Raw genomic sequence first — 22,504 nt, forward strand, 5'->3', positions numbered from 1 at the left:
AAGACCCCGGTGTGTAGCCCTTTCCGGGGTAGACTGGGGCCCGGGCATGACGGACACCCACGCCCACCTGGACTTCCTGGAGGAGGCGGAGCTCGCCGAGGCCAAGGCCCACCTCCCCGAGCTCAAGGCCGTCCTCACCCTGGGGGTGGACCCCAGCCGCTGGGAGAGGACCCTGAGCCTGGCGGAAGGGAACGTCTACGCCGCCGTGGGCCTCCACCCTACCTCCGCCCACCTCCTCTCCCCCGAGGTGGAAGAGGCCCTAAGGCACTACGCCCGCCATCCCCGGGTGCGGGCCATTGGGGAAAGCGGCCTAGACTATTACTGGACCCCCGAAACCCAGCCCGCCCAGCTCAAGGCCCTGGAGTTCCAAGCAACCCTGGCCGAGGAGCTCGGACTACCCTTGGTGCTCCATGTGCGGAGCAAGGATGGACAAGCGGAGGAAGACCTGGCCACCTGGCTCCTCGCCCACCGACCCAAAAGGGTGGTCCTCCACGCCTTCGGCGGGCACCCGGCCCTCGAGGCAGCGGGCCTCGAGGTGGGAGCCTACTTTAGCTTCGCAGGCCCCCTCACCTACAAGAAAAACCAGGCCCTCTGGGAAGCCGCCCAAAGGCTTCCTTTGGCCCAGCTCCTGGTGGAAACCGACACCCCCTTCCTGCCCCCAGAACCCCACCGGGGAAAGCGCAACCTTCCCCACTACGTGCACCACACCCTGAACAAGCTTGCGGAGGTGCGGGGGGTGGCCTTGGAGGAAATAGAATCCATCACCGATCAGAACGCTAAAACCTGCTTCCGCTGGACATAGCCCCCGCCTTCTGCTTGCGGATTTCCTGACCCCCATGGGTCAGAATGGAAGGTGGTATGAGAAAACTTCTTTTCCTTCTTTTCCTCCTCCTTCTACCCGCCCTGGCCGCCCCCAGGCTGGTGGTGGAGCCGGACGATGGGGTTAAGCCGCTACTGGACCTCATCGCCTCGGCCCGGGAGGAAATCCTGGTGAAGATGTACCTCTGGACCCCAAGCCGCCTGGACGTGGTGGACGCCTTGGGAGAAGCCGTGGCCCGGGGCGTGAAGGTTAAGGTCCTTTTGGAGCGGGAGCCCTCCGGGGGACGGGTGGACCTCACGGTATTCCAGGCCCTGAAGGAACGGGGAGTAGACGTCAAGCTCACCACCCCCTTCCGCTTTGTCTTCGTCCACGAGAAAAGCCTGGTGGTGGACCGCAAGCGGGCCTGGGTGGGCACCATGAACCTCACGGGAAGTTCCTTCACCGCCAACCGGGAGTACGCCCTCATCCTGGACGATCCCAGACAGGTGGCGGAGGTGGTGAAGGTCTTTGAAGCGGACTGGGAGGGGAAAAGGCTGGATCTCTCCCAGGCGCTTCTGGTCTGGGCTCCAAGCCGTACCCTGGGCGGGGTCAAGGAGGGCAACGCCCGGGAAACCCTCCTCACCCTGATTCGCAGGGCCAAGAAAGAGGTTTTCCTGGAGCACCAGGCCATGGCCGACCCCGAGGTGGTGGCCACCCTCAAGGAAACCTTGGCCAGAGGGGTCCGGGTCCGCCTGGTGGGAAGCCCCCAGGAGCCGGGGGACACCTACTTCCTGGCGGGAGCGGAGGAGCTAAGGCAGGCCGGGGCGGATCTCCGCTTCCTACCCGATCCCTACGTGCACGCCAAAGCCCTGGTGGTGGACGGGGAGGTGGCCCTTCTGGGAAGCCTGAACCTGAGCGCCAATTCCTTAAACGCCAACCGGGAGCTTTCCGTGCGCTTCACCCACAAAGAAGCTCCCGAGGCCTTCGCCAGGCTCCTTTCCGTTATGGAAAGGGACTTCCAGGCAGGCCTTACCGAAAACCCCTTTGCCCTACCGCCCCTGGAAGGGGTCATCCCCTGGCAAGAGGCCCCGAAATACTTTGGCCGTATAGCCACGGTGGAAGGGGTGGTTCAGCAGGTGGAAGACCGGGGTACCGTGGCCTTCCTCCGGTTCGGACCCGGGGAAAGCGACCTGAGGCTGGTGGTTTTCCCAAGGAGTTACGCCCTCTTCCGGCAACCCTTCCCTCAAAGCTACCTGGGTAAGAAGGTAAGGGCCAGGGGGCGCATCGTGCTTTACGCCGGCTACTACGAGATCGTGCTAGAGGATCCCTCGGCCCTCGAGGTGCTGGATGGAAGCCCTTAAGGCCCTGGGCTACGAGATAAGCCCCATAGAAGGAGGCTTCTACGGGGAGAAGCGCCTGGGGGGCGTGGTCTACCAGGTCTTCTACTCCGAGGCAGGGGACGTGCGCCTAAGGCGCCTTCGCTTCCTGAGGGAGGAGGCAAAGCCCTTAAACCTGGCCGGGGTGGCAGGGGAGTGGGCAGCCCGGTACCAGGTGGAGGAGAACTTCTTCGCTGTGGCGAACCCTCAGGACCTCCCCAGCCTGGTCCTGGCCTTTGAACGCCTTGACCTAGGGGGAGAAACCCCCTAAACTCAAGGGCAATATGCGTCTGCCCCAGGGCAATGACGCCTAGACGGGGGGCAAGGCCATCCGGCCCCCCCGGTCCCCCATGGCCGGGGGGGTCAAACCTTAAGAGGAGGGAGCATGCGGGTTCTGGTGCGGAACTTGAAGAAGCATGTGGGCGAAGAGGTGGAGCTTTTGGGCTTTCTCCACTGGCGGCGGGACCTGGGCAAGGTGCAGTTCCTATTGCTCCGGGACCGAAGCGGCATCGTGCAGGTGGTCACCGGAGGGCAGAAACTCCCCTTGCCGGAAAGCAGCCTTCGGGTAAGGGGCCAGGTGGTGGAAAACCCCAAGGCCCCAGGGGGCCTCGAGGTGCAGGCAAAGGAAATAGAGATCCTCTCCCCTGCCCTGGAGCCCACCCCGGTGGAAATCCCCAAGGAGGAGTGGCGGGCAAGCCCCGACACCCTTCTGGAATACCGCTACGTCACCCTAAGGGGGGAGAAGGCCCGCGCCCCCCTCAAGGTCCAAGCCACCCTGGTGCGGGGCTTCCGCCGCTACCTGGACCGCCAGGACTTCACGGAGATCTTCACCCCCAAGGTGGTGCGGGCCGGGGCCGAGGGCGGCTCGGGGCTTTTCGGGGTGGACTACTTTGAGTATCGGGCCTACCTGGCCCAGTCCCCCCAGCTCTACAAGCAGATCATGGTGGGGGTGTTTGAGCGCGTCTACGAGGTGGCCCCGGTCTGGCGCATGGAGGAGCACAACACCAGCCGCCACCTGAACGAGTACCTCTCCCTGGACGTGGAAATGGGGTTCATCGGGGGGAGGAGGACCTCATGCGGCTTGAGGAAAACCTCCTGCAGGAGATGCTGGAGGAAGCCCTTTCCAGCGCCGGAAACGAGATCCGGCTCTTGGAAGCCGAGTGGCCCTCCTTCCCCAAGGAAATCCCCCGCCTGACCCATGCCGAAGCCCGGAAAATCCTGAAGGAGGAACTGGGCTACCCCGTGGGCCAGGACCTTTCCGAGGAAGCGGAGCGCCTCTTGGGCCAGTACGCCAAGGAGCGCTGGGGTTCGGACTGGCTCTTCATCACCCATTACCCCCGAAGCCTTCGTCCCTTCTACACCCACCCCGAGGAAAACGGCACCACAAGGAGCTTTGACCTCCTCTTCCGGGGCTTGGAGATCACCTCCGGGGGCCAGAGGATCCACCGCTACCAGGACCTGGTGGAAAGCCTGAAGGCCAAGGGCATGGACCTCGAGGGCTTCCGGGGGTACCTGGAGGTCTTCAAGTACGGCATGCCCCCCCATGGGGGGTTCGCCATCGGGGCGGAAAGGCTCACGCAAAAGCTCCTTGGCCTGCCCAACGTGCGCTACGCCCGGGCCTTCCCCAGGGACCGGCACCGGCTCACGCCCTAGGCCCCGTTGGGGCTTGCGCCCCAACGGGGACCCCAGAGAAGCCTTGGAAGCCTTGGTTGCGCCATTTTCCACCCTTGGGGCCCCCATCGCGGCCTAAGCCGCGATGGGGTGCTTAGAACCGATCAAAGAGGATGGCCCGCTTGACCTCTTCAATGAGCTGGGTCACGGGGATCTCCCGGGGGCAGGCCTCGGTGCAGTTGTAGGCGGTGCGGCACCGCCAGACCCCGCTCCCCGAGCCCAGGGCCTTGAAACGTTCTCTCTTCCCCCGGTCGCGGGAGTCAAAGATGAAGCGGTGGGCCTGAACGATGGCGGCAGGACCCAGATACGTCCCGTTTACCCAGAAAACCGGGCAGCTGGTAGTACAGGAAGCGCAGAGGATGCACTTGGTGCCGTGGTCAAACCGTTCCCGTTCCTCAGGGCTTTGCAAACGCTCCCGCGCAGGGGGCGGCTCGTCGTTGATGAGGTAGGGCTTCACCGCCCGGTAGGCGGCGAAGAAGGGCTCCATGTCCACGATGAGGTCCTTCTCCACCGGCAGGCCCCGGATGGGTTCTACGGTGATCACGTTCCCCAGGTCCTTCACCAGGGTCTTGCAGGCCAGGCGGTTTCTGCCGTTGATAAGCATGGCATCGGAGCCGCAGATGCCGTGGCCGCAGCTCCGGCGGAAGGCCAGGGTGCCGTCCTGGTCCCACTTCACTTTGTGGAGGAGGTCCAAAACCCGGTCCCAAGGTTCGGCCTCCACCTGGTAGGTGTGCCAGGTGGGCTTCTGGTCCTTGGCGGGGTCAAAGCGGAGGATCTTCAGGGTTACCTGCATGGCGCCTCCTAGTAGGTGCGGGCCTTGGGCTCAAAGCGGCCCAGGACCACGGGCTTGTAGCGGAAGGTCACCTTGCCGTCTTCCACCTTGTAGGCCAGGGTGTGCTTGAGCCAGTTGGCGTCGTCCCGCTCGGGATAGTCCTCCCGGGCATGGGCCCCGCGAGACTCGGTGCGGTTCAAAGCGGAGTGCACCAGGGCCTCGGAGACCTCGAGGAGGTACCCAAGCTCCAAGGCCTCCACCAGCTCGGTGTTGTAGGCATCCCCCTTGTCGTCAATGGAGATGTTCCGGTAGCGGTCCATGAGCTCCTTCAGGATCTCCACCTGCTTGGCCAAGAGCTCCCCGGTGCGGAAGACGGAGGCGTGGTCCATCATGCTCTGCTGGAGCTCAGCCCGCAGGACGGCGACCTTCTCTTTGCCGGTAGAGTTCTTGAGGTGCTCGATGCGCTTGCGGCTTTCGCCCAGGTGCTCCTCGGTGAGCTCGTGGTAATCGGCATCCTTGGCGAAGCGGGCGGCGTGGATCCCCGCGCGGCGGCCGAAGACCACCAGGTCCCCCAGGGAGTTGGTACCCAAACGGTTGGCCCCATGCAGGCTCACGCAAGCTGCTTCCCCAGCGGCGTAAAGCCCGGGCACCACGGTGTTGTTCTCGTCCCGGATGACCTGGCCCCAGAGGGTGGTGGGAACCCCTCCCATGGCGTAGTGGGCGGTGGGCATCACCGGCACCGGTTCCTTCAAGGGGTCCACCCCCAGGTAGATGCGGCTGAACTCGGTGATGTCGGGAAGCTTCTTCTCGATGACCTCGGGGGGCAGGTGGGTGAGGTCCAGGAGCACGTGGTCCTTCTTGGGGCCCACCCCCCGGCCCTCCCGCACCTCCAGGTACATGGCCCGGGAAACCATGTCCCTGGGGGCCAGGTCCTTGATGGTGGGGGCATAGCGCTCCATGAAGCGCTCCCCCAGGGCGTTCCTCAGGATGCCCCCCTCCCCCCTGGCCCCCTCGGTGAGGAGGATGCCCAGGGGGTAAAGCCCCGTGGGGTGGAACTGGTAGAACTCCATGTCCTCGAGGGGCAGCCCCTTGCGGTAGAGGATGGCCTGCAGGTCCCCGGTGAGGGTGTAGGCGTTGGAGGTCACCTTGTAGATGCGGCCAAAGCCCCCCGAGGCGATGACGATGGCCTTAGCTTGGAAGAGGTGAAGTTCCCCCGTGGCCAGCTCGTAGGCCACCAACCCCTTGGCCACCCCGTCCTCAACGATGACATCGGTGACGTGGAACTCGTTGTAGAAGGTGATGTTGTGCTTCACGCACTGCTGATAGAGGGTCTGGAGAATCATGTGCCCGGTGCGGTCGGCGGCGTGGGCCGCCCGGTGCACCGGGGCCTTGCCCCAGTCCTTGGTGTGGCCGCCAAACCGGCGCTGGGCGATCTTGCCGCTCGGGAGCCGGTCAAAGGGAAGGCCCATGTGCTCCAGCTCCAGGACCGCCTCGATCACCTCCTTAGCGAAGACCTCGGCGGCATCCTGGTCGGTGAGGTAGTCCCCTCCCTTCACCGTGTCGAACATGTGCCACTCCCAGTGGTCCTCCTCCACGTTGCCCAAGGCCGCCCCTATCCCTCCCTGGGCCGCCCCCGTGTGGCTTCGCGTGGGGTAAAGCTTGGTGATCACCGCCACGTCGGCGCCTTCCCTGGCCGCATAGAGGGCCGTAGCCAGGCCCGCCCCACCTGCGCCTACCACGATGACCTCGTGTCTGTGGGCCATACTAGTTCACCCCGAAATCGTGATTGAAAAGGGAAAGGCTTCCCAGGAAGAAAAGAAAGGCGATGAGGCTGTAGAGCACCACCTTGGTCCAGAAGCGCCTGGACGGGTTTCGAATCCAGTCATCCAGCACATACCTAAGCCCGTTGGCCCCGTGCAAGAGACCTAAGGCCAGGATCAAAAGGTCGTAGATCTTCCAAGTGGTCTGGGAAAGTCTCTTGGCCACGTACTCGTAGTTGATGCTGTTGAGGTCGGTGATGACGGAGTTCATCCACATGTGGCCGATGAGCAAGAAGACCAACACCACCCCGGAGATGCGCATGAAGACCCACCAGTAAAGCTCCAGGTTGGTGCTGGCCTCGAGGAGAGCCTCCTCATAGCGCTTGGACTTAATCGCCATGGCCACCCCCTAAAATGCCCCCTCCAATCTTCAGCAGGAAAGGAAGGTAGAAGATCACGAAAAGAACCCAGACCCCGTACCAAAGCTGCCGCTGGTAGCGCACCCCCCAGGCGGTGAAGTCCATGAGGATGATCCTGAGCCCGTTGAACCCGTGGTAAAGCACCCCAGCGATGAGAAGTAGGAGCCCGATCTGGAACACCGGCTGGTGGTAGAACTTCATGAGGGCGTTGGACACCTCCGGACCCCACATGGCGCTGGAAATGTTAGCCACGTGGAGGATTAGGAAAACCAGGATGCCGAGGCCCGAAATCCGGTGCAGGTAAAACGCCCACTGCCCTTCTCTTCCCCTGTACATGGCACCTCCTTGCCGGGGATATCATACCACCTTTCTTAACTCAAAACTTGCACCTCCCGAATACCCTGCATGAACACCCCCTTCCCCCCGCAGGCGGAGGCCAAAGACCCAAAGCTCCCAGCTCGGCCATGAGGACCCGCAAGACCACCTCCGGCAGAAGCAGGCGCGCCGCCTCCCGCCCAGCCTCCCGCCAAGAAAGACCTCTCCCGTCTGGAGCTAGCCTCACCCAGTGGGCCAGCAGGTAAGCCAGGAAGGACAACACCAGAAACCGATGCACCCCCAAGGCCGTCCGCTGCCCAAAACGCCCCAGGGAAAACTCGCTCTTTACCGTGCGGAAGAAGTGCTCAATGGTAAACCGCCGCCGCCCCCACACCAGCACAGTCCGTGGCCCCGCGGGAAAGGTGGCCACCACGTACCGCCACTCCCACCCTCCCCCGGGTAAGGGATAGCGGTACCAGCTCACCCACACGGGAAAGGGAAGTCCCCGCAGGTGCACCCGGCTCCCCTGCCGTCTGAGCCCAAAGAGGGGAAGCCCCTCCCGCGTCTTTCGGTCCCGCCGCATCCCCACCACCGCTTCCAGACCCAACCCCCGCACCCCCACAAGAAACCGGGCGGTGCCGAAGGCAGCATCGGCCACCACCCGAAGGTGGAAGGACTTGCGCATCCAGGGGGGCAGGGAGGCCAGAAGACGCAGGGCAAGGAGGGAAAGGGCCTTCTCCCCCTTCCCCCGCCACACCCGGTAGGCCCAGGGGATGCGCAGCTCTCCCAGCACCAGATAGAGCACCACCAGGTGGAGCCCCCACTTGCCGTGGAAAAAGGAGAGGGGCAAGGCGGGGAAGAGGCCCCGCTTCTCCAGGGTGACCAGGTCCAGGACCACCAGGAGCCTGGGCTTGGGCCCCCGCCTGGGCCTGGCCCGGTGGAGGGTTTCCTGGGCCTTCTTGCGAGCCAGGCGGATGAGGGCGCGGGTGGGCCAGGGATAGCGGTTGAGGAAGCGGGAGAGGGCGGAAGGGGACTTGGTCTTGCTGTGCTGGGGCCTGGCCTTGCCGTGGCCGGTGAGAAGGAGGAGAAGAAGCGCTTTGAGGGACTCCCGGAGGTGGGGGGTTGGCAGGAGGGCCAGGAGGGTCCAGAGTAGAGCTTGGGCCGTCTGGTGCATGGCACCCTTCATCCGAAGGGAACCGGGCGGCCCTTTTCAAGTGGTCCCCTGGCGCATGGGTATGCGGGGGGTGGATAAGTGCAAGTTTTGAGTTAAGGAAACCACCGTCTGGGGCTTATTTCCTCCCCATCCATACCCCATCCCCGTATAAGAGGCGCATGCAAGGGAGCTTCCCTCCACCTCCCCTCCCCCCTTCCCTAGGGCCACCCCCAGGGGGAGCAAAAGGGGGTTTTCCCGCCAGGGGACAAGGTATTGACAGGGGGGGAGGGGGGGGCATAATGGGGGGCGTGCCGCGGGGGGATACCCCGGGGGGCACGGGAAGGAGGTGGTCAGGATGGAACTCTTTGGATTCGGACCGCATCTGATGGTGGACGGCTACGACGCCAATCCCGAAAAGCTCCGGGACGCCGAGCTGGTGCGCCGCGTTCTGGACGAGCTCCCCGAGGAGATGGAGATGACCAAGGTGCTTCCCCCCTTCGTCTACAGCTACGGCCCCAAGGGGGAGGACGGGGTGACCGGGGTGGTGATCATCGCCGAAAGCCACATCGCCATCCACACCTTCCCCAAAAAGCGCTTCCTTTCCATCGACATCTTCTCCTGCAAGGCCTTTGACATGGCCCAGGTGCTCAGGAAGCTCACCGCGGTTTTCGAGATCGGCCGCTACGAAACCTACATGATCAACCGGGGCAAGGAGTTTCCCAAGGACCCCGAGCTGGCCCGGAAGATCGTCCTGGGGGAGCGGGAGTACCTCGAGGCCCGGGTGAGTTAGGAAAACTGCCCCCCTTTCCCGGGCTTGCCCCGGGGTTTTCATTTTGGGCTCATCCTTCCTCTCTAGCTTATTAGGAGGAGGCTTAGGTATGGTGCGCAAGCTACTCACCCTGGTTCTTCTGGGATTCGGCGTGGCCTTAGCCCAAGCCCAGGGCTTTCGCGGTCTTTCCCTAGGCACCCCCTATCCGGAGATCGGGGTGCAACCCGGGGAGAGCGTCAATCTGACCCTCACCCTCAAGAACTATGGTCTCCCCCCGGGGTGGTGCGGGTCCAGGTGGCCGAGGCCCCGCAAGGCTGGCAGGCCAGCCTCATCGGGGGGGGTCGCCTGGTGCGGGCGGTGTATCTGGCCCCGGACGGGGAGGCTACCCTTACCCTTCGCCTCCAGCCTCCCAAGGAGGTGAAGCCCGGCACCTACCGCTTCCTGGTGCGGGCTGAGGGGCTTGGCCATACCGCCAGCCTTCCCATCGGCCTGGTGGTGGGGCAGGGCCTGCCCCAGAGGCTTAGCCTCGAGGCGGAGCTCCCCATTCTCAAGGGTCCTCCCACCAGCTCCTTCCGCTACCGGGTGACCCTGAAAAACGAGTCCGACCGCGACCTCTTGGTCTCCCTGGAGTACGAGGCCCCCAAGGGTTGGCAGGTGACCTTCACCCCCGCCTTCTCCAGCCAGCAGGTGACGAGCCTGCCCATCAAGGCCGGGGAGAGCAAGGACCTGGACGTGGAGGTCTCCCTGCCCAAGGACACCAAGGCGGGCACCTATGGCCTCACCTTGAGGGCAGCCGCCGGGGAAGCCAAGGCGGAACTGGCCTTGACCCTCGAGGTCACGGGCCGGCCCGAGGTGCGCTTCACCACCAAGGAGGGGCGGCTTTCCGGACAGGTGGTGGCGGGCCGGGAAAACTCGGTGAAGCTGGTGGTGAAGAACGAGGGCAGCGCCCCGGCCAAGAACCTGTCCTTCAGCGCCATGGAGCCCTCGGGCTGGGAGGTGAAGTTTGAGCCCGATAAGCTGGACACCCTGGACCCCGGCCAGGAGCAGGAGGTAACCGCCCGCATCAAGCCCTCCCCCAAGGCGGTGACGGGAGACTACATGGTGACCCTAAGCCTCTCTGGTGACGAGGGCCTCTCCGAGAGCCTGGATTACCGGGCCACCGTGGTGCGCTCCAGCCTCTGGGGCCTGGTGGGGGTGGGCATCATGGCCGTGGCCCTCCTGGTCCTGGGCTTCGCCGTGAACCGCTTTGGCCGGAGGTAGCATGGCGGTCATCGAAACCCATGGCCTCACCAAGCGCTACGGGCGGGTGGTGGCCGTGGAGGACCTGAACCTGGAGGTGCGGGAAGGGGAGGTCTTCGGCCTCTTGGGGCCTAACGGCTCGGGGAAGACCACCACCATCCTCATGCTCCTGGGCCTCACCGAGCCCACCCAGGGGGAGGCCCGGGTCCTGGGCCTGGACCCCATGCGCGAGCCCCTGAAGGTGAAGGCAAGGGTGGGCTACCTCCCCGACCAGGTGGGGTTTTACGGGGAGCTCACCGCCTGGGAGAACCTGCGCTACACCACCCGCCTTTTGGGCCTCCCCGAGGCCGAGGCTAGGGCCCGCATAGAGGAGGTGCTCAAGCGCATGGGCCTGTGGGAGGTGCGGGACCGCCGCGTGGCCGCCTTCAGCCGGGGGATGCGGCAGCGCCTTGGGCTTGCGGAGGTGCTCCTGAAGAGGCCCAAGGTGGCCATCCTGGACGAGCCCACCCTGGGCCTGGACCCCGAGGCCGCCCGGGAGTTTCTGGAGCTCATCAAGGGCCTGAAGGTGGAGGGCATCACCATCCTCCTCTCCAGCCACCTCCTGCACCAGGTACAGGAGGTCTGTGACCGGGTGGGGCTTTTCCATAAGGGGCACCTCGCCCTTTTGGGCACCGTGGAGGAGTTGGCGCAAAGGGTGTTGGGGGGTGGGTACGAGATCCTGGTGGAGGCCACTCCGGGCCTCGAGGACCGCTTCCGCGCCCTGGACGGGGTGACGCGGGTGGAGGCGGAAGGGGGGCGCTACCGGGTCCTGGCCAGCCGCGACCTCCGCCCCGAGCTGGCCCGCCTGGCGGTGGAGCACGGCGCCCTCCTCAGCCTAGAACTTCGCCGCCCCAGCCTGGACGAGGTCTACGCCCACTACTTCAAGGAGGTGGCCCATGCGGCGTGAAGGCTCCCCCTGGACCGGGCTTTGGGCGGTCTTCTTCAAGGAGATGGCCGACCACCTCACGGGCTTGAGGATGCGCATTCTGGAGGGGTTAATCCTCCTTTCCGCCTTGGCCGCCGTGTACACCGGCACCCAGACCCTGCGCCAGAGCGTGGGGGAGGACCCTTACCTCTACCTCAAGCTCCTCACCACCGCCCAAGACCCCCTGCCCTCCTTCGTGGGCTTCCTCTCCTTCTTCGTGCCCCTGGCGGCCATCGCTTTGGCCTTTGACGCCGTGAACGGGGAGTACGCCCGGGGAACGCTTTCCCGCATCCTCTCCCAGCCCATCTACCGGGACGCCCTCCTCTTCGGCAAGTTCTTGGCGGGGCTCGGCACCCTGGCCGTGCTCCTCACCGCCCTCTTCCTCCTGGTGGTGGGCCTGGGCCTCTTCACCCTGGGAGTGCCCCCCGGAGGCGAGGAAATGGGCCGGGCCTTCCTCTTCCTCCTGGCCACCTTGGCCTATGCGGGCTTCTGGCTGGCCTTGGGCCTCCTCTTCTCCGTCCTCTTTCGCCAGCCGGCCACCGCCGCCCTAGCCGCCATCGGGGTCTGGCTCTTCTTCGCCGTCTTCTTCCCCATCCTCACCGACCTGGCGGCAAGCGCCCTTCTCCTTCAAGCCGACCCCTTTGATCCGGAAAGCCAGCTTCGGCAGGCTAACCTGGCCCTCTGGATCTCCCGCCTCTCCCCCAACACCCTCTATGCTGAAACCCTCACCGCCGTGCTAAACCCGGCGGTGCGGTCCTTAGGCCCCATCCTCATCACCCAGCTGGAGGGAGCGGTGCTGGGAACCCCCCTTCCCCTATCCCAAAGCCTCCTCCTGATCTGGCCCCAGCTCACCGGGCTCATGGCCCTGGTGATCCTCCTCTTCACCTTGGCCTACGTGGCCTTCCAGCGGCAAGAGGTGCGCGCCTAGAAAACCCCGCTGGGGCCAAGCACCCCAGCGGGGATCCCGGAAACTCTAGCCCTCCAGCCACTCGGTGGCGTAGGTGTTGGTCTTGGGGATGACGCAGAGGAACTCCACCGGCTCATCCCCCTCGTTCACATAGGCATGGGGTGTGTCCGGGGGGATGTAGACCGCCTGTCCAGCCGCCACCTCCCTCACCTCGTCGCCCAGATAGATCTTCATGCGCCCCGAGAGTACGTACTGCTCATGCTCAATGCTGGGGTGCTTGTGCTTGGGAATCCTGCCCCCCGGCAGGATGGTGAATTTGCGGGTGATGAAGTGGGGGGCTCCATCCTCGGGGCCAATAAGCACCTGGATAAAAGCCTTCTCCCCCCGCTCCACGGGACGGGCCTCCACGCTGGCCGCCTGCTTGACCACGGGCTTCATGCCGACCATTGTAGCAAAAGGCCCTCCACTTCCTCATCGGTGACCTCGCCGAAGTCCATGTAGTAGGCCCCCACGGCGGCGAAGTCCGGCGGGGTGGAGAGGGCCACCACCTCGGCTTGATCCTTCAGCCTCTCCACCGTATCCGGGCTGGCCACGGGCACCGCCACCACCACCCGCCGGGGGTTTTCCGAAAGCACCACGGCCAAGGCCGCCTCCATGGTGGAACCGGTGGCGATGCCGTCGTCCACCAGCACCACATCCCGGCCCGCAAGGGGCACCTTTGGCCTCACCTTACGGTAACGCTCGGCCCGCTTGCGGATCACGTCCTTCTGCCGGGCCGCTTCCCGCTCCAGGTAGCTTTGATCAGCGTACTGGAGGGCATAGGGCTTCAAGACCATGCCCCCCTTTTCCCCCACCGCCCCCAGGGCGAACTCCGGATTTCCCGGAGCCCCCACCTTGCGCACCAGGACCACATCCAGCTCTCCCCCCAGGCCTTTCGCCACCTCATCCGCCACCACCACCCCGCCTCGAGGGATGCCCAAAACCACGGGGCGTTCTAGCCCCAAGGGCTTCAGGGCTTCCACCAAAAGAGCCCCAGCGTGCCTGCGGTCGCGGAAGCGCATAGGAAACCTCCTTATCCATGCTACACCGGTCCATGGTCTTGAACGCGGTATAAAGTTTTTGGTAACCTGGGCCCCAAGGAGGTCAGTATGGATCAGGTAGGCTCTAGACCTTGGCTCGCCCACTACGATCCTGGGGTTCCCCCAGAGGTGGAGGTGCCCCCCATCCCCTTGTGGCGCTTCCTGGAAAATAGCGCAAACCGTTACGCCCAGCACGTGGCCCTGGATTTTCTGGGCAAAACCCTTACCTATACGGAGCTATGGGAGAAATCCCGGCGCTTCGCCGAGGGGCTTAAGGCTCTGGGGGTGAAGCCTGGCGACCGGGTGGCCATCATGCTCCCCAACTCCCCCCAGTTCGTCATCGCCTTCTACGGCACCCTTCTAGCGGGGGGCGTGGGAGTCAACGTGAACCCCCTCTATACCCCAAGGGAGCTAAGGCACCAGCTCAAGGACTCGGGGGCGGAAACCCTGGTCATCCTGGACCACCTCCTGCCCCGCTTCCTGGAGGTGGAGGGGGAAACCCCGGTGAAGCGCACCGTGGTCACGGGCATCAAGGACTTCCTCCCCTTCCCCAAGAACCTCCTTTACCCCTTAAAGGCGAAGCGGGACAAGCTCCCCCTGGGATTTCCCAAACGGGAAGGATTCCACGCCTTCCTGGACCTCCTGAAGCATCCCCCCGCCACCCCCCATCCCGCTGATCCTGAGGATCTGGCCCTTTTGCAGTACACAGGGGGCACCACGGGGATCTCCAAGGGGGCCATGCTCACCCACCGGAACCTGGTGGCCAACGTCCTGCAGATCGATGCCTGGGATTCCACCTCCAAGGAGCTCCTGGGCAAAGGAGTGATGCTGGGAGCCCTGCCCTTTTTCCACGTCTACGGCATGACTGTGGCCATGAACTACGGCATCTACTCCGGTTACAAGATCGTTCTCCTGCCCAGGCCAGAGATCCACGCCATCGTGGAGGCCATTGAAAAGCACCGGGTCACCCACTTCCCCGGGGTGCCCACCCTCTACGTGGCCTTCAACCACTTCCCGGGAATCGAGAAACGAAACGTAAAGAGCATCCGCATCTGTCTCTCCGGAGCCGCTCCCCTGCCGGTGGAGGTGGCCAAGCGCTTTGAGGAGATCACCGGGGCCCGGCTCATCGAGGGCTACGGCCTCTCCGAGGCAAGCCCCGTGACTCACTCCAACCCTGTCCAGGGAGAAATCAAAAAGGGCTCCATCGGCATGCCCCTGCCCAGCGTGGAGGCCAAGGTGGTGGACGAGGAGGGCAAGGAGGTGCCCCCAGGCGAGGTGGGCGAACTCGTCGTCCGAGGCCCCAACGTCATGAAGGGCTACTGGGACCGCCCCGAGGAAACCCAAAAGGCCCTTAAGGACGGCTGGCTCTTCACCGGGGACATGGCCAAAATGGACCAAGACGGCTACTTCTACATCGTGGACCGCAAAAAGGACATGATCATCGCCGGGGGCTACAACATCTACCCCCGCGAGGTGGAAGAGGTCCTCTACCAGCACGAAGCCGTCCAGGAAGCCGCCGTGGTGGGCGTGCCTGACCCCTACCGCGGGGAAACCGTGGCCGCCTTCATCGTCCTCAAGGAAGGGTATAAGGGCAAGGTCACGGAAAAGGACATCGAAGCCTTCTGCCGGCAAAACCTCGCCGCCTACAAGGTCCCCCGCATCATCGAGTTCCGCGATAGCCTCCCCAAAACCAGCGTGGGGAAGATCCTCAGGCGGGAACTCCGCGAGGAGTTTGCCCAAAGGCGGCCTTAGGCCCGCGCCCGGGCCACCGCCTCCCTGAAGACCTCCACCGCCCGGTCCACCTCGGCTTCCGTGGTGTAGCGTCCCAGGGAGAAGCGCAAGGAGGCCCGGGCTTCCCTGGGGGAGCGTCCGATGGCCAGAAGGACATGGGAGGGCTCGAGGCTCCCCGCGGAACAAGCCGAGCCCGAGGAGACCGCCACCCCCATGAGGTCCATGGCCAGGAGGAGGGCCTCCCCGTCCGCACCCTTCACCGTCACGTTGACCAGCTTGGGAAGGCGACGCTCGGGATGACCGTTGAGCTCCACTCCTTCCACGGAAAGCAAACCCGCCTCGAGGCGCCGCCTCAAAGCGAGAAGCCGGGAGGACTCCTCCGGCAAGATCCTTAAGGCCTTCTCCAGGGCCACCGCCATCCCCTGGGCCAAGACGGGGCTTTGCGTGCCCCCCCGTCTTCCCCCCTCCTGCTTGCCCGGCACCAGGGGAAAGAGGTCCAACCCCTGGCGCACCAAAAGAGCCCCAATCCCCTTCGGCCCATAGAACTTGTGGGCGCTTAGGGAAACCAGGTCCGCCCCCACCTCATCCACCCGGAAAGGCACCTGGCCCACGGCCTGCACGGCATCCGTGTGGAAAAGGGCCCCGTGGGCGTGGGCGATCTCGGCCATCTCCCGGATGGGGTAGAGGGTGCCAAGCTCGTTGTTGGCGGCCATGACGCTCACCAGGATGGTGCCGGGCCTCAGGGCCTCCTCCACCTGCTCCGGGTAAACCAGGCCCAAGCGGTCGGGCCTGAGCCGGGTCACGGCAAAGCCCAGGCGCTCAAGGAGCCGCAAGGCCCCGAGGACCGCGGAGTGCTCCACCTCCGTGCTCACCACATGCCCCTTCCCCTTGGCCAAGGCCACCCCTAAAAGGGCCAGGGCATCCGCCTCGGAACCCGAACCGGTAAAGACCACCTCCCTGGGGCGCACCCCTAGGAGGCTTGCGATCCGCTCCCGGGCTCCCTCCAGCACCCTCCTGGCTTCCTGGCCAAAGCGGTGGATGCTGCTCGGGTTGCCGAAGATTCCCTCCACCTCGCGCATGGCCTGCTGGACCTCGAGGTCCAGGGGCGTGGTGGCGGCGTAGTCCAAATAGACCGAAGCCAAGGTTTCCTCCTTGCCCTCCATTCCCTTTGCCAGGGACAAGCCCTGGCAGCCCTTCCCAAGACCCCTTGCCTAGCCTGCGGGCTGAAGCTGAATCAAGCGCTTGGCCTCGATGAGCTTCCGCTCCTCGATGAGGTCCTTCAAGGTGGTGCTCCCCAGAACCTGGCGCATGGCCAGATCCACCCGCTTCCAGAGGAGTTCGGTGGAGCACTGCCCCACCTTGGCGCAGGACTCCGGGTCCTCGATGCAGGAAACCGGGGCCAGGCTACCCTCGAGGGCCTCCACCACCTCGAGGGCCGTTACCCTCTCGGGAGGCCGAGCCAGGCGGTACCCTCCCCTGGCCCCCCGCACGGAGCGGATGAACCCCGAACGCCTAAGCTGGGCCGCGATCTGCTCCAGGTAGTGCTGGCTGATGCCCTGGGCCTCCGCCACCTCCTTGAGGGGCACCGCCTCCGGAGCCTTGAGGCCGATCTCCACCAGGGCCCTGAGGCCGTACTGGGCCTTCGTGGACACCCACATGCCCCCAGTATAGCGCAAAGGCTTTATTTCCCCACGGAAAATGCGGATTTCACGAAGGTAAGGCCGAACAGGGCCGCCTGCAGAAGCACGATGCTGGCCCCGCTGGGCCAGTCCAGAAGGAAAGAAAGGAAGAGGCCGAGCACCGTGGAAAGGGAGGCCAGGAGGAGGGAAAGAAGGGTGAGCCCGGAAAAGGTTCGGCTCAAGAGCCTGGCCGACGCCCCGGGGATCACCAAAAAGGCCGCCACCAAAATGATCCCCACCACCTTCACCGCCAGCACCAGGCTCACGGCGATGAAGCCGGAAAGGAGGTAGTCGTGAAAAACCACCGGCACCCGGTCGGAAAGGGCCAGTTCCCGGTCAAAGGTGGCGTAGGCCAAGGGCCCCCACAGGGGAAGGAGGAAGAGGGCCAGGAAGAGGAGGAGGGCCATGGCCCAAAGGTCCGCAGGCCCCACCGCCAAAAGGGAGCCGAAGAGGTAGCTCATGGCGTCCCCCACGTAGCCCTTGGCCTTGGAAAGGAAGACCGCCCCCAGGGCCACGGAGAGGGCGAAGAGGACCCCGATGGCCGTGTCCTCGGAAAGCTCGGTCCGCTCCTTGACGAAGGTGATGGCCATGGCCACCAGGAAGGTGAAGGGAAGGGCGAAGTAAAGCGGCTCCCCCTCTAGGAAAAGCCCCAGGGCCACCCCAGCGAAGGCGGCATGGGCAAGCCCATCCCCCAGGAAAGAAAGCCGTCTTTGCACCACGAAGGGGGAGAGGAGCCCGGAGAGGAGGCTCACCAAAAGCCCCGCCAAGAGGGCCCGCTGAAAGAAGGGGTAAGCGAGGGCTTCAAGCACGGCTTCCCTCCACGAAAAGCCCGTGGGCGTGGCCCAGGTGGCCGAAGGCCTGGCGGAGGCACTCCTCGGTGAGGGCCCGCTCCGGCGGACCAAACCCCACCACCCTGCGGTTCATCACCAGGACATGGCTGGCGTGGTGGGCAGCCTCCCAGTCGTGGGTGATCATGAGCACTGTGGCCCCAGACTCCTGCTGGTAGGCCTCCAGATACCGGTAAAGGTCCACCTCCCCTACCCGGTCCACCCCGGTGGCGGGCTCGTCCAGAAGGAGGATCCTCGGCTTGCGGATGAGGGCCCGGGCCAGATAGACCCGCTGGAGCTGCCCCCCGGAAAGCCGGCCCAAGGGGCGGAAGGCAAGGTCCTCCGCCCCTACCCGTTCCAAGGCGGAAAGGGCCTCCTCCCTCTCCTGGGAGGTCAGGCGAAAGGGCCAGCGCCGCCTGAGGCCCGTGGCCACCAACTCCACGGAGAGGGCCGGGAAGGAGCGGTCAAAGGTCTTGATCTGGGGCACGTAGCCGAACCACAGAGGATCCGTCTCCCTCAAGGGGCGCTCCAGGACCCGCACCTCCCCCTGGAAGGGCACGAGGCCCAGGAGGGCTTTCAGGAAGGTACTCTTTCCCGCCCCGTTGGGGCCAACGATGGCCACAAAGGCCCCCTGGGGTACCCTAAGGCTTACGCCCTCCAGGGCCCTGAACTCCCCAAAGCGCACGGACAGGTCTTGGACCTCGAGGGCCAACACACAATAACAGTAATCCATTTTCAATAGCTCGTCAAGCCCGGACCACGGCCCAGGATCCCCTGGGCCAGCCTGGAAACAACCGGGGCCCACCTTTTGACCCAAGCCACAACGGGGTGCTTAAAAGCTGTGCTCCTCGGCGGGGAACCCTCCCTCCCGCACCTCCTGCACGTACTGGGATAGGGCCTCGAGGAAGAGCCTTTCCCCCTCCAGATACCGCTTCACGAACCGGGGCTTGAACTCCCCGTAAAGCCCCACCACGTCGTGGAAGACCAGAATCTGGGCGTCCGTGTGGGAGCCGGCTCCGATGCCCACGGTGTGGATGGATAGCCTCTCCGTAATCTCCTTGGCCAGGTCCTTGGGCACCATCTCCAGCACCACCCCGTAAGCCCCCGCCTCCTCGAGGGCCATGGCCCCTTTTAGGATGCGCTCGGCCTCCTCGGGGCGCCTCCCCTGCAGCCTGTAGCCCCCAAGCTGGCTCGCCGTCTGGGGGGTGAGGCCCACGTGGCCCAGGACCGGCACCCCCGCCCGGCTGAGCCCGAAGACGATCTCCGCCACCTCCTCCCCACCCTCCAGCTTCACCGCATCCGCCCCACCTTCCTTCAGAAGCCGTTCCGCGGCGAAAAGGGCCCGATCCAGGGTGGCATAGGAAAGATAGGGCAGGTCCGCCACCAAGAAGGTGTCCGGGGCCCCCCGCCGGGCCGCCTTGGTGTGGTGGAGCATCTCCTCCAGGCTCACGGGAACCGTGGAGGAATAGCCCAGCACCACCATGCCCAGGGAATCCCCCACCAGGATGGCGTCCACCCCAGCCCGCTCAGCTAGGCGGGCCGTGGGGTAGTCGTAGGCGGTGAGGTACACCAGCCTCTGGCCCTTGGCGTGACGGAACTCCTTAACCGTCCGGCGCATGGGAATAAGGCTATCATGAAAGGGCGTGGAAGTGCACCCGGACCTCGCCCTAAGGCCCAGGACCCTGGACGAGTACATCGGCCAGGAGAGGTTGAAGAAGAAGCTGAGGGTGTACCTCGAGGCGGCCAAGGCCCGGGGGGAGCCCCTAGAGCACCTCCTCCTCTTCGGGCCCCCTGGCCTGGGCAAGACCACCCTGGCCCACGTGATCGCTTACGAGCTTGGGGTGAACCTGCGCGTCACCTCGGGGCCCGCCATAGAGAAACCCGGCGACCTGGCCGCCATCCTGGCCAACTCCCTGGAGGAAGGGGACATCCTCTTCATCGACGAGATCCACCGGCTAAGCCGCCAGGCGGAGGAGCACCTCTACCCGGCCATGGAGGACTTCAAGATGGACATCGTCATCGGCCAGGGGCCGGCGGCCCGCACCATCCGCCTGGAGCTTCCCCGCTTCACCCTGATCGGGGCCACCACCCGCCCGGGCCTCATCACCGCCCCCTTGCGGAGCCGCTTCGGCATCGTGGAGCACCTGGAGTACTACTCCCTGGAGGAGCTGGCCGAAGGGGTCAGGCGGGATGCGAGGCTTCTAGGGGTGGCCATTACCGAGGAGGCCGCCCTGGAGATCGCCAAAAGAAGCCGGGGCACCATGCGCGTGGCCAAACGGCTTTTCCGGCGGGTGCGGGACTTTGCCCAGGTGGCAGGGGAGGAAACCATCACCCAGGAAAGGACCCTGGAAGCCCTAAACGCCTTGGGCCTGGATGAGCTGGGCCTGGAGAAACGGGACCGGGAGATCCTGGAAACCCTGATCCTGCGCTTCGGAGGCGGCCCGGTGGGCCTGCAGACCCTGGCCACCGCCGTCTCCGAGGATCCAGGTACCCTGGAAGAAGTCCACGAACCTTACCTCATCCAGCAGGGGCTCCTGAAGCGCACCCCCCGGGGCCGGGTGGCCACGGAACGGGCCTACCGCCACCTGGGCTATCCCCCTCCCGTGGAACCCCTTCTCTAGGCCATGGTACGGGCCACCCTGGAAGAACTGGACCTGGCGGAACTCCTGAGGGTCCTGGCCGACCACCGCAAAAGCGCCGTGGTGACCTTCCGGGGGCGCCTTTACGGCAGGATCCACCTCCTCCACGGGCGCATCCTCTACGCCCGCACCGAGCCGGGACCCCACCTGGGGGAGTACCTGGTGCGCCTTGGCCACCTTTCCCTGGAGGAAGTTCAGGAGTTGGTGGAGCGCCAGGGGCGGGAAAACCCTGGCACTCCCTTGGGGGCCCTGGCCCTGGAGCTGGGCCTCATCGGGGAAGAGGAGCTAAGGGAGGCCCTCGAGGCCCAGGTCCTGGAGGCCCTGGCCACCCTGCTGGGGGAGAAGGAAGGGGAGATCCTGGCCGAGCCCCTCGAGGAGGGAAGCCAGGTGGCTTTGCCGGAAACCCTGGAAACCAAGGCCACCCTTCTGGAAGCAGCCCGGCGCCTGGACGAGTGGCGCCAGGTCCAGGTGGACCCCGACGAGGTCTTCCACCTGGTGGAGGACCCCACCCACCATCCCCTCACCCCCGAGGCCTGGACGGTGTTGGAACTCTTGGACGGGGTGCGCCGGGCGAGAAGCGTGGCCCTGCTATCCGGCCTTCCGGAAGAGCAGGTTTACCACATCCTCTTTGAGATGAAAAGCCGGGGGCTGATCCGCCCTTCCACCCTGCTTGCCGACGACCCCCTGGTCCTAGTGCTGGCGGAAAGCGGGGTGGTACGGCGGCTTCTCCTCTACCTCCTGGAGGCCCACCGGTACCGGGTGCAGCTTGCCCTGGACCTGGAGATGGCCCTGCGCCTTCTCAAGGAAAGGCCCAAGGCCATCATCCTCCAGGGGGAAAGGAGCTTAGAAATGGCCCGAAAACTCCGGGCCCACCCCGAGGGCAAACTGGCCTCCCTGTACGTGGTGAGCGAAACCCCCCCGGGGCTTCTCTTCCGTCCCCTCAGGGTTTTGCATCTTCCCAAACCCTTAAAGGCCCAGGAGGTGCTTAAGGCCCTGGCCCCCTTAAGGCGGGGCGGGGCCTAGTTGGGCCGCCTTCCCTCCCGCAGGATGGCCTCCGCCCGCTCCCGGTAGGCCAAGAGGGCCTGGTGCCATTCGTCGGCGGGATGGACATGGGGCAGCACCGCCTCCGCCCGGGCCAGAATCTCCTCAGGAGAGCGGTAGCCCAGCTGGACCAGGGTGTCCACCACCATCTCCTGGGCCCCCACCCACTCCCGGCTTCCCTCCTCGGAAACCTCCGCCGCCTTCCGGTAGTGGGCCAGGGCTTCTTCCAGGTGCATCAGGTCGTAAGCGATATGGCCCAGGATCAGCTCTCCTGCCGCCTCCGCCCCCTGGTGCATGGCCCTTTGGGCCATTGCCTCCGCCTCCTGGTACCGCCCCTGCCGGTACAGGGCCTCGGCCAGGTCCGCCAAGGCTTGGGCCCGGTAGGGGTAGCCCTCTTCCCGCAAAAGGGCCCCCAGGTACTCCTCCGCCTCCAGGTAGGCCCCCTGGTCCAAGGCCGCCACCGCCATCTCATGAAGAACGTATCCCTTCTCCGGACCCTCAGCCCTGGCCAAGGCTTCCTGGAAGGCCGCCATGCCCTCGGGGTAACGGCCCAGGCGGAGCAGGATCTGCCCCTGCAGAAGGGGGGTGCCATAGGCCTTGTGGCCGCTCTCCTCCTCCAAGGCCAAAGCCCTCTGCACCTCCTCCAGGCCCCGGTTGGGGTTATCCAAAAGGAAGTGGGCCCTGGCCAGAAGGTAGTGACGGGTGGCGGCGTCCTCCACGGGCTCCTCCCCCACGGCTCCCGAGGCCTCCTCGAGGGCCAGAAGGGCTCTTTCCCCCTCCCCCGCCTCCAGCCACATGGCGGCGGCATCCAAAAGGAGCCAGTAGCGCTCCAACCCCAGGGCCAGCTCCGCCCCCCTTTCGTAGGCCAAAGCCGCCTCCCTGTAGCGGCCGAGCCTTTCCAAGGCCCTTCCCTTAAGCCCCTCCGCCCGCCAGGCCAAAAAGGCGGGAAGCCCCTCCTTAAGCGTTCTCAGAACCTCTTCAAACCGGCCCAGGTAGAAAAGGGCCTGGGCCTGATGGTAGCGGGCCCGGGGGTCCTCCGTGGGAAGGAACAGGGCCAGCACCTCCCTTTCCCCCCGGCCCTCGAGGGCCAGAAGCTCCCCCAGAAGGGCCCGGTACAGGGGGTCGTACTCCAGCCCCCCAAGCTCATAGGCCTCCTCCAAGGCCCGGTGGGCCTTTTCCAGCCCCTCCTCCCCGTAGAGGCTGTGCACCTCCGCCAGGAGCAAAAGGGCCTCCCGAGCCTCCCCCCTGGAGCCGAACAGGGCCTTCCGGGTAAGGCGCTCAATGGCGGTATCGTAATCCCCCTGGTGCAGGGCCTCGAGGACCCCCTTCATTGCCGCTAAAGGATACCACACCCCTCAGTCCTC

The 22,504-nt window shown here is 65.3% G+C and carries 22 protein-coding genes and 2 pseudogenes; 11 read left to right on the plus strand and 13 right to left on the minus strand.

What is annotated here, in order from left to right; translation table 11 throughout:
* Positions 1–46 precede the first annotated feature (46 nt).
* From EBI04_RS05865 to aspS, 4 genes and pseudogenes are all read left to right on the plus strand, one after another.
* Positions 47–802 (plus strand): TatD family hydrolase, encoded by a 756-nt coding sequence (locus EBI04_RS05865; protein ID WP_135256690.1) that lies wholly within the window; start codon positions 47–49, stop codon positions 800–802.
* A 56-nt stretch (positions 803–858) separates the two neighbouring features.
* Positions 859–2,160, plus strand: coding sequence for a phospholipase D-like domain-containing protein (locus EBI04_RS05870; RefSeq protein ID WP_167481896.1), 1,302 nt, complete (start codon positions 859–861; stop codon positions 2,158–2,160).
* Complete coding sequence (locus tag EBI04_RS05875) at positions 2,147–2,446, plus strand: hypothetical protein (protein ID WP_135256692.1); 300 nt, start codon at positions 2,147–2,149, stop codon at positions 2,444–2,446. The genes EBI04_RS05870 and EBI04_RS05875 overlap by 14 nt, the downstream gene beginning before the upstream one ends.
* Before the next feature lie 114 nt (positions 2,447–2,560).
* Positions 2,561–3,828: pseudogene (gene aspS / locus EBI04_RS05880) on the plus strand (aspartate--tRNA(Asn) ligase).
* A gap of 112 nt (positions 3,829–3,940) precedes the next feature.
* Here aspS and EBI04_RS05885 read toward each other — a convergent pair.
* The 5 genes from EBI04_RS05885 to EBI04_RS05905 are packed head-to-tail and all read right to left on the minus strand — an operon-like array spanning position 3,941 to position 8,286.
* Positions 3,941–4,639 (minus strand): succinate dehydrogenase iron-sulfur subunit, encoded by a 699-nt coding sequence (locus EBI04_RS05885; RefSeq protein ID WP_038041761.1) that lies wholly within the window; start codon positions 4,637–4,639, stop codon positions 3,941–3,943.
* Positions 4,640–4,647: 8 nt separating this feature from the next.
* Positions 4,648–6,381 carry a succinate dehydrogenase flavoprotein subunit gene (gene sdhA, locus EBI04_RS05890; RefSeq protein WP_135256693.1) on the minus strand — a complete coding sequence of 578 codons (1,734 nt, stop codon included), beginning with the start codon at positions 6,379–6,381 and terminating at the stop codon, positions 4,648–4,650.
* A gap of 1 nt (position 6,382) precedes the next feature.
* On the minus strand, positions 6,383–6,778 hold the full coding sequence (locus tag EBI04_RS05895; RefSeq protein WP_135256694.1) for a succinate dehydrogenase hydrophobic membrane anchor subunit: 396 nt from the start codon (positions 6,776–6,778) through the stop codon (positions 6,383–6,385).
* A complete protein-coding gene (gene sdhC / locus EBI04_RS05900; RefSeq protein ID WP_135256695.1) occupies positions 6,768–7,133 on the minus strand; it encodes a succinate dehydrogenase, cytochrome b556 subunit in 366 nt (121 codons plus the stop codon). Before sdhC ends, EBI04_RS05895 begins: the two co-directional genes overlap by 11 nt.
* 40 nt (positions 7,134–7,173) lie before the next feature.
* Positions 7,174–8,286, minus strand: coding sequence for a transposase (locus tag EBI04_RS05905; protein ID WP_135257862.1), 1,113 nt, complete (start codon positions 8,284–8,286; stop codon positions 7,174–7,176).
* A 334-nt stretch (positions 8,287–8,620) separates the two neighbouring features.
* On the opposite strand from EBI04_RS05905, the gene speD reads away from it, so the two are divergent.
* From speD to EBI04_RS05925, 4 genes and pseudogenes are all read left to right on the plus strand, one after another.
* The gene (gene speD / locus EBI04_RS05910) at positions 8,621–9,055 is read left to right on the plus strand and encodes an adenosylmethionine decarboxylase (RefSeq protein ID WP_135256696.1); all 435 of its coding nucleotides are present in this window, start codon (positions 8,621–8,623) and stop codon (positions 9,053–9,055) included.
* Positions 9,056–9,143: 88 nt separating this feature from the next.
* Positions 9,144–10,294 (plus strand): annotated as a pseudogene (locus EBI04_RS05915) (NEW3 domain-containing protein).
* Between the two features lies 1 nt (position 10,295).
* Positions 10,296–11,219 (plus strand): ABC transporter ATP-binding protein, encoded by a 924-nt coding sequence (locus EBI04_RS05920; RefSeq protein WP_135256697.1) that lies wholly within the window; start codon positions 10,296–10,298, stop codon positions 11,217–11,219.
* Positions 11,209–12,165, plus strand: coding sequence for an ABC transporter permease (locus EBI04_RS05925; protein ID WP_135256698.1), 957 nt, complete (start codon positions 11,209–11,211; stop codon positions 12,163–12,165). The genes EBI04_RS05920 and EBI04_RS05925 overlap by 11 nt, the downstream gene beginning before the upstream one ends.
* A gap of 45 nt (positions 12,166–12,210) precedes the next feature.
* Here the strand turns inward: EBI04_RS05925 and EBI04_RS05930 are convergent, their stop codons facing one another.
* Positions 12,211–12,591 (minus strand): cupin domain-containing protein, encoded by a 381-nt coding sequence (locus EBI04_RS05930; RefSeq protein ID WP_135256699.1) that lies wholly within the window; start codon positions 12,589–12,591, stop codon positions 12,211–12,213.
* Positions 12,579–13,205 carry a phosphoribosyltransferase gene (locus EBI04_RS05935; protein WP_135256700.1) on the minus strand — a complete coding sequence of 209 codons (627 nt, stop codon included), beginning with the start codon at positions 13,203–13,205 and terminating at the stop codon, positions 12,579–12,581. The genes EBI04_RS05930 and EBI04_RS05935 overlap by 13 nt, the downstream gene beginning before the upstream one ends.
* A gap of 87 nt (positions 13,206–13,292) precedes the next feature.
* Here EBI04_RS05935 and EBI04_RS05940 point away from each other — a divergent pair, with 87 nt between their 5' ends.
* Positions 13,293–14,975 (plus strand): long-chain-fatty-acid--CoA ligase, encoded by a 1,683-nt coding sequence (locus EBI04_RS05940; protein WP_135256701.1) that lies wholly within the window; start codon positions 13,293–13,295, stop codon positions 14,973–14,975.
* Here EBI04_RS05940 and EBI04_RS05945 read toward each other — a convergent pair.
* The 5 genes from EBI04_RS05945 to panB all read right to left on the minus strand — a co-directional run bounded on the left by EBI04_RS05945 (position 14,972) and on the right by panB (position 19,078).
* Entirely contained in the window at positions 14,972–16,117 is a 1,146-nt protein-coding gene (locus tag EBI04_RS05945) for a cysteine desulfurase family protein (RefSeq protein WP_206202078.1), read from the minus strand. The genes EBI04_RS05940 and EBI04_RS05945 overlap by 4 nt on opposite strands.
* 48 nt (positions 16,118–16,165) lie before the next feature.
* Positions 16,166–16,612: an RrF2 family transcriptional regulator gene (locus tag EBI04_RS05950; RefSeq protein WP_038041747.1), complete on the minus strand. Its 447-nt coding sequence runs from the start codon at positions 16,610–16,612 to the stop codon at positions 16,166–16,168.
* 23 nt (positions 16,613–16,635) lie between these two features.
* The gene (locus EBI04_RS05955; protein WP_135256702.1) at positions 16,636–17,442 is read right to left on the minus strand and encodes a metal ABC transporter permease; all 807 of its coding nucleotides are present in this window, start codon (positions 17,440–17,442) and stop codon (positions 16,636–16,638) included.
* Positions 17,435–18,175 (minus strand): metal ABC transporter ATP-binding protein, encoded by a 741-nt coding sequence (locus EBI04_RS05960; RefSeq protein ID WP_135256703.1) that lies wholly within the window; start codon positions 18,173–18,175, stop codon positions 17,435–17,437. Before EBI04_RS05960 ends, EBI04_RS05955 begins: the two co-directional genes overlap by 8 nt.
* 117 nt (positions 18,176–18,292) lie before the next feature.
* A complete protein-coding gene (gene panB, locus EBI04_RS05965) occupies positions 18,293–19,078 on the minus strand; it encodes a 3-methyl-2-oxobutanoate hydroxymethyltransferase (protein ID WP_135256704.1) in 786 nt (261 codons plus the stop codon).
* 31 nt (positions 19,079–19,109) lie between these two features.
* On the opposite strand from panB, the gene ruvB reads away from it, so the two are divergent.
* Positions 19,110–20,081 (plus strand): Holliday junction branch migration DNA helicase RuvB, encoded by a 972-nt coding sequence (gene ruvB, locus EBI04_RS05970; RefSeq protein ID WP_038044496.1) that lies wholly within the window; start codon positions 19,110–19,112, stop codon positions 20,079–20,081.
* A gap of 3 nt (positions 20,082–20,084) precedes the next feature.
* Complete coding sequence (locus EBI04_RS05975; protein WP_135256705.1) at positions 20,085–21,122, plus strand: DUF4388 domain-containing protein; 1,038 nt, start codon at positions 20,085–20,087, stop codon at positions 21,120–21,122.
* Here the strand turns inward: EBI04_RS05975 and EBI04_RS05980 are convergent.
* Positions 21,119–22,471 (minus strand): tetratricopeptide repeat protein, encoded by a 1,353-nt coding sequence (locus EBI04_RS05980; protein ID WP_135256706.1) that lies wholly within the window; start codon positions 22,469–22,471, stop codon positions 21,119–21,121. The two genes, EBI04_RS05975 and EBI04_RS05980, sit on opposite strands and share 4 nt — an antisense overlap.
* Positions 22,472–22,504: the final 33 nt, after the last annotated feature.

Source organism: Thermus caldilimi, from assembly GCF_004684245.1.
In the GTDB taxonomy this organism is placed as follows: Bacteria; Deinococcota; Deinococci; order Deinococcales; family Thermaceae; genus Thermus; species Thermus caldilimi.

Bases quoted from the DNA above. Each gene is read 5' to 3' on its own strand.
- EBI04_RS05865 (WP_135256690.1), top strand. From the start codon at position 47: ATGACGGACACCCACGCCCACCTGGACTTCCTGGAGGAGGCGGAGCTC.
- EBI04_RS05870 (WP_167481896.1), top strand. From the start codon at position 859: ATGAGAAAACTTCTTTTCCTTCTTTTCCTCCTCCTTCTACCCGCCCTG.
- EBI04_RS05875 (WP_135256692.1), top strand. From the start codon at position 2,147: ATGGAAGCCCTTAAGGCCCTGGGCTACGAGATAAGCCCCATAGAAGGA.
- EBI04_RS05885 (WP_038041761.1), bottom strand. From the start codon at position 4,639: ATGCAGGTAACCCTGAAGATCCTCCGCTTTGACCCCGCCAAGGACCAG.
- sdhA (WP_135256693.1), bottom strand. From the start codon at position 6,381: ATGGCCCACAGACACGAGGTCATCGTGGTAGGCGCAGGTGGGGCGGGC.
- EBI04_RS05895 (WP_135256694.1), bottom strand. From the start codon at position 6,778: ATGGCGATTAAGTCCAAGCGCTATGAGGAGGCTCTCCTCGAGGCCAGC.
- sdhC (WP_135256695.1), bottom strand. From the start codon at position 7,133: ATGTACAGGGGAAGAGAAGGGCAGTGGGCGTTTTACCTGCACCGGATT.
- EBI04_RS05905 (WP_135257862.1), bottom strand. From the start codon at position 8,286: ATGCACCAGACGGCCCAAGCTCTACTCTGGACCCTCCTGGCCCTCCTG.
- speD (WP_135256696.1), top strand. From the start codon at position 8,621: ATGGAACTCTTTGGATTCGGACCGCATCTGATGGTGGACGGCTACGAC.
- EBI04_RS05920 (WP_135256697.1), top strand. From the start codon at position 10,296: ATGGCGGTCATCGAAACCCATGGCCTCACCAAGCGCTACGGGCGGGTG.
- EBI04_RS05925 (WP_135256698.1), top strand. From the start codon at position 11,209: ATGCGGCGTGAAGGCTCCCCCTGGACCGGGCTTTGGGCGGTCTTCTTC.
- EBI04_RS05930 (WP_135256699.1), bottom strand. From the start codon at position 12,591: ATGGTCGGCATGAAGCCCGTGGTCAAGCAGGCGGCCAGCGTGGAGGCC.
- EBI04_RS05935 (WP_135256700.1), bottom strand. From the start codon at position 13,205: ATGCGCTTCCGCGACCGCAGGCACGCTGGGGCTCTTTTGGTGGAAGCC.
- EBI04_RS05940 (WP_135256701.1), top strand. From the start codon at position 13,293: ATGGATCAGGTAGGCTCTAGACCTTGGCTCGCCCACTACGATCCTGGG.
- EBI04_RS05945 (WP_206202078.1), bottom strand. From the start codon at position 16,117: ATGGAGGGCAAGGAGGAAACCTTGGCTTCGGTCTATTTGGACTACGCC.
- EBI04_RS05950 (WP_038041747.1), bottom strand. From the start codon at position 16,612: ATGTGGGTGTCCACGAAGGCCCAGTACGGCCTCAGGGCCCTGGTGGAG.
- panB (WP_135256704.1), bottom strand. From the start codon at position 19,078: ATGCGCCGGACGGTTAAGGAGTTCCGTCACGCCAAGGGCCAGAGGCTG.
- EBI04_RS05975 (WP_135256705.1), top strand. From the start codon at position 20,085: ATGGTACGGGCCACCCTGGAAGAACTGGACCTGGCGGAACTCCTGAGG.
- EBI04_RS05980 (WP_135256706.1), bottom strand. From the start codon at position 22,471: ATGAAGGGGGTCCTCGAGGCCCTGCACCAGGGGGATTACGATACCGCC.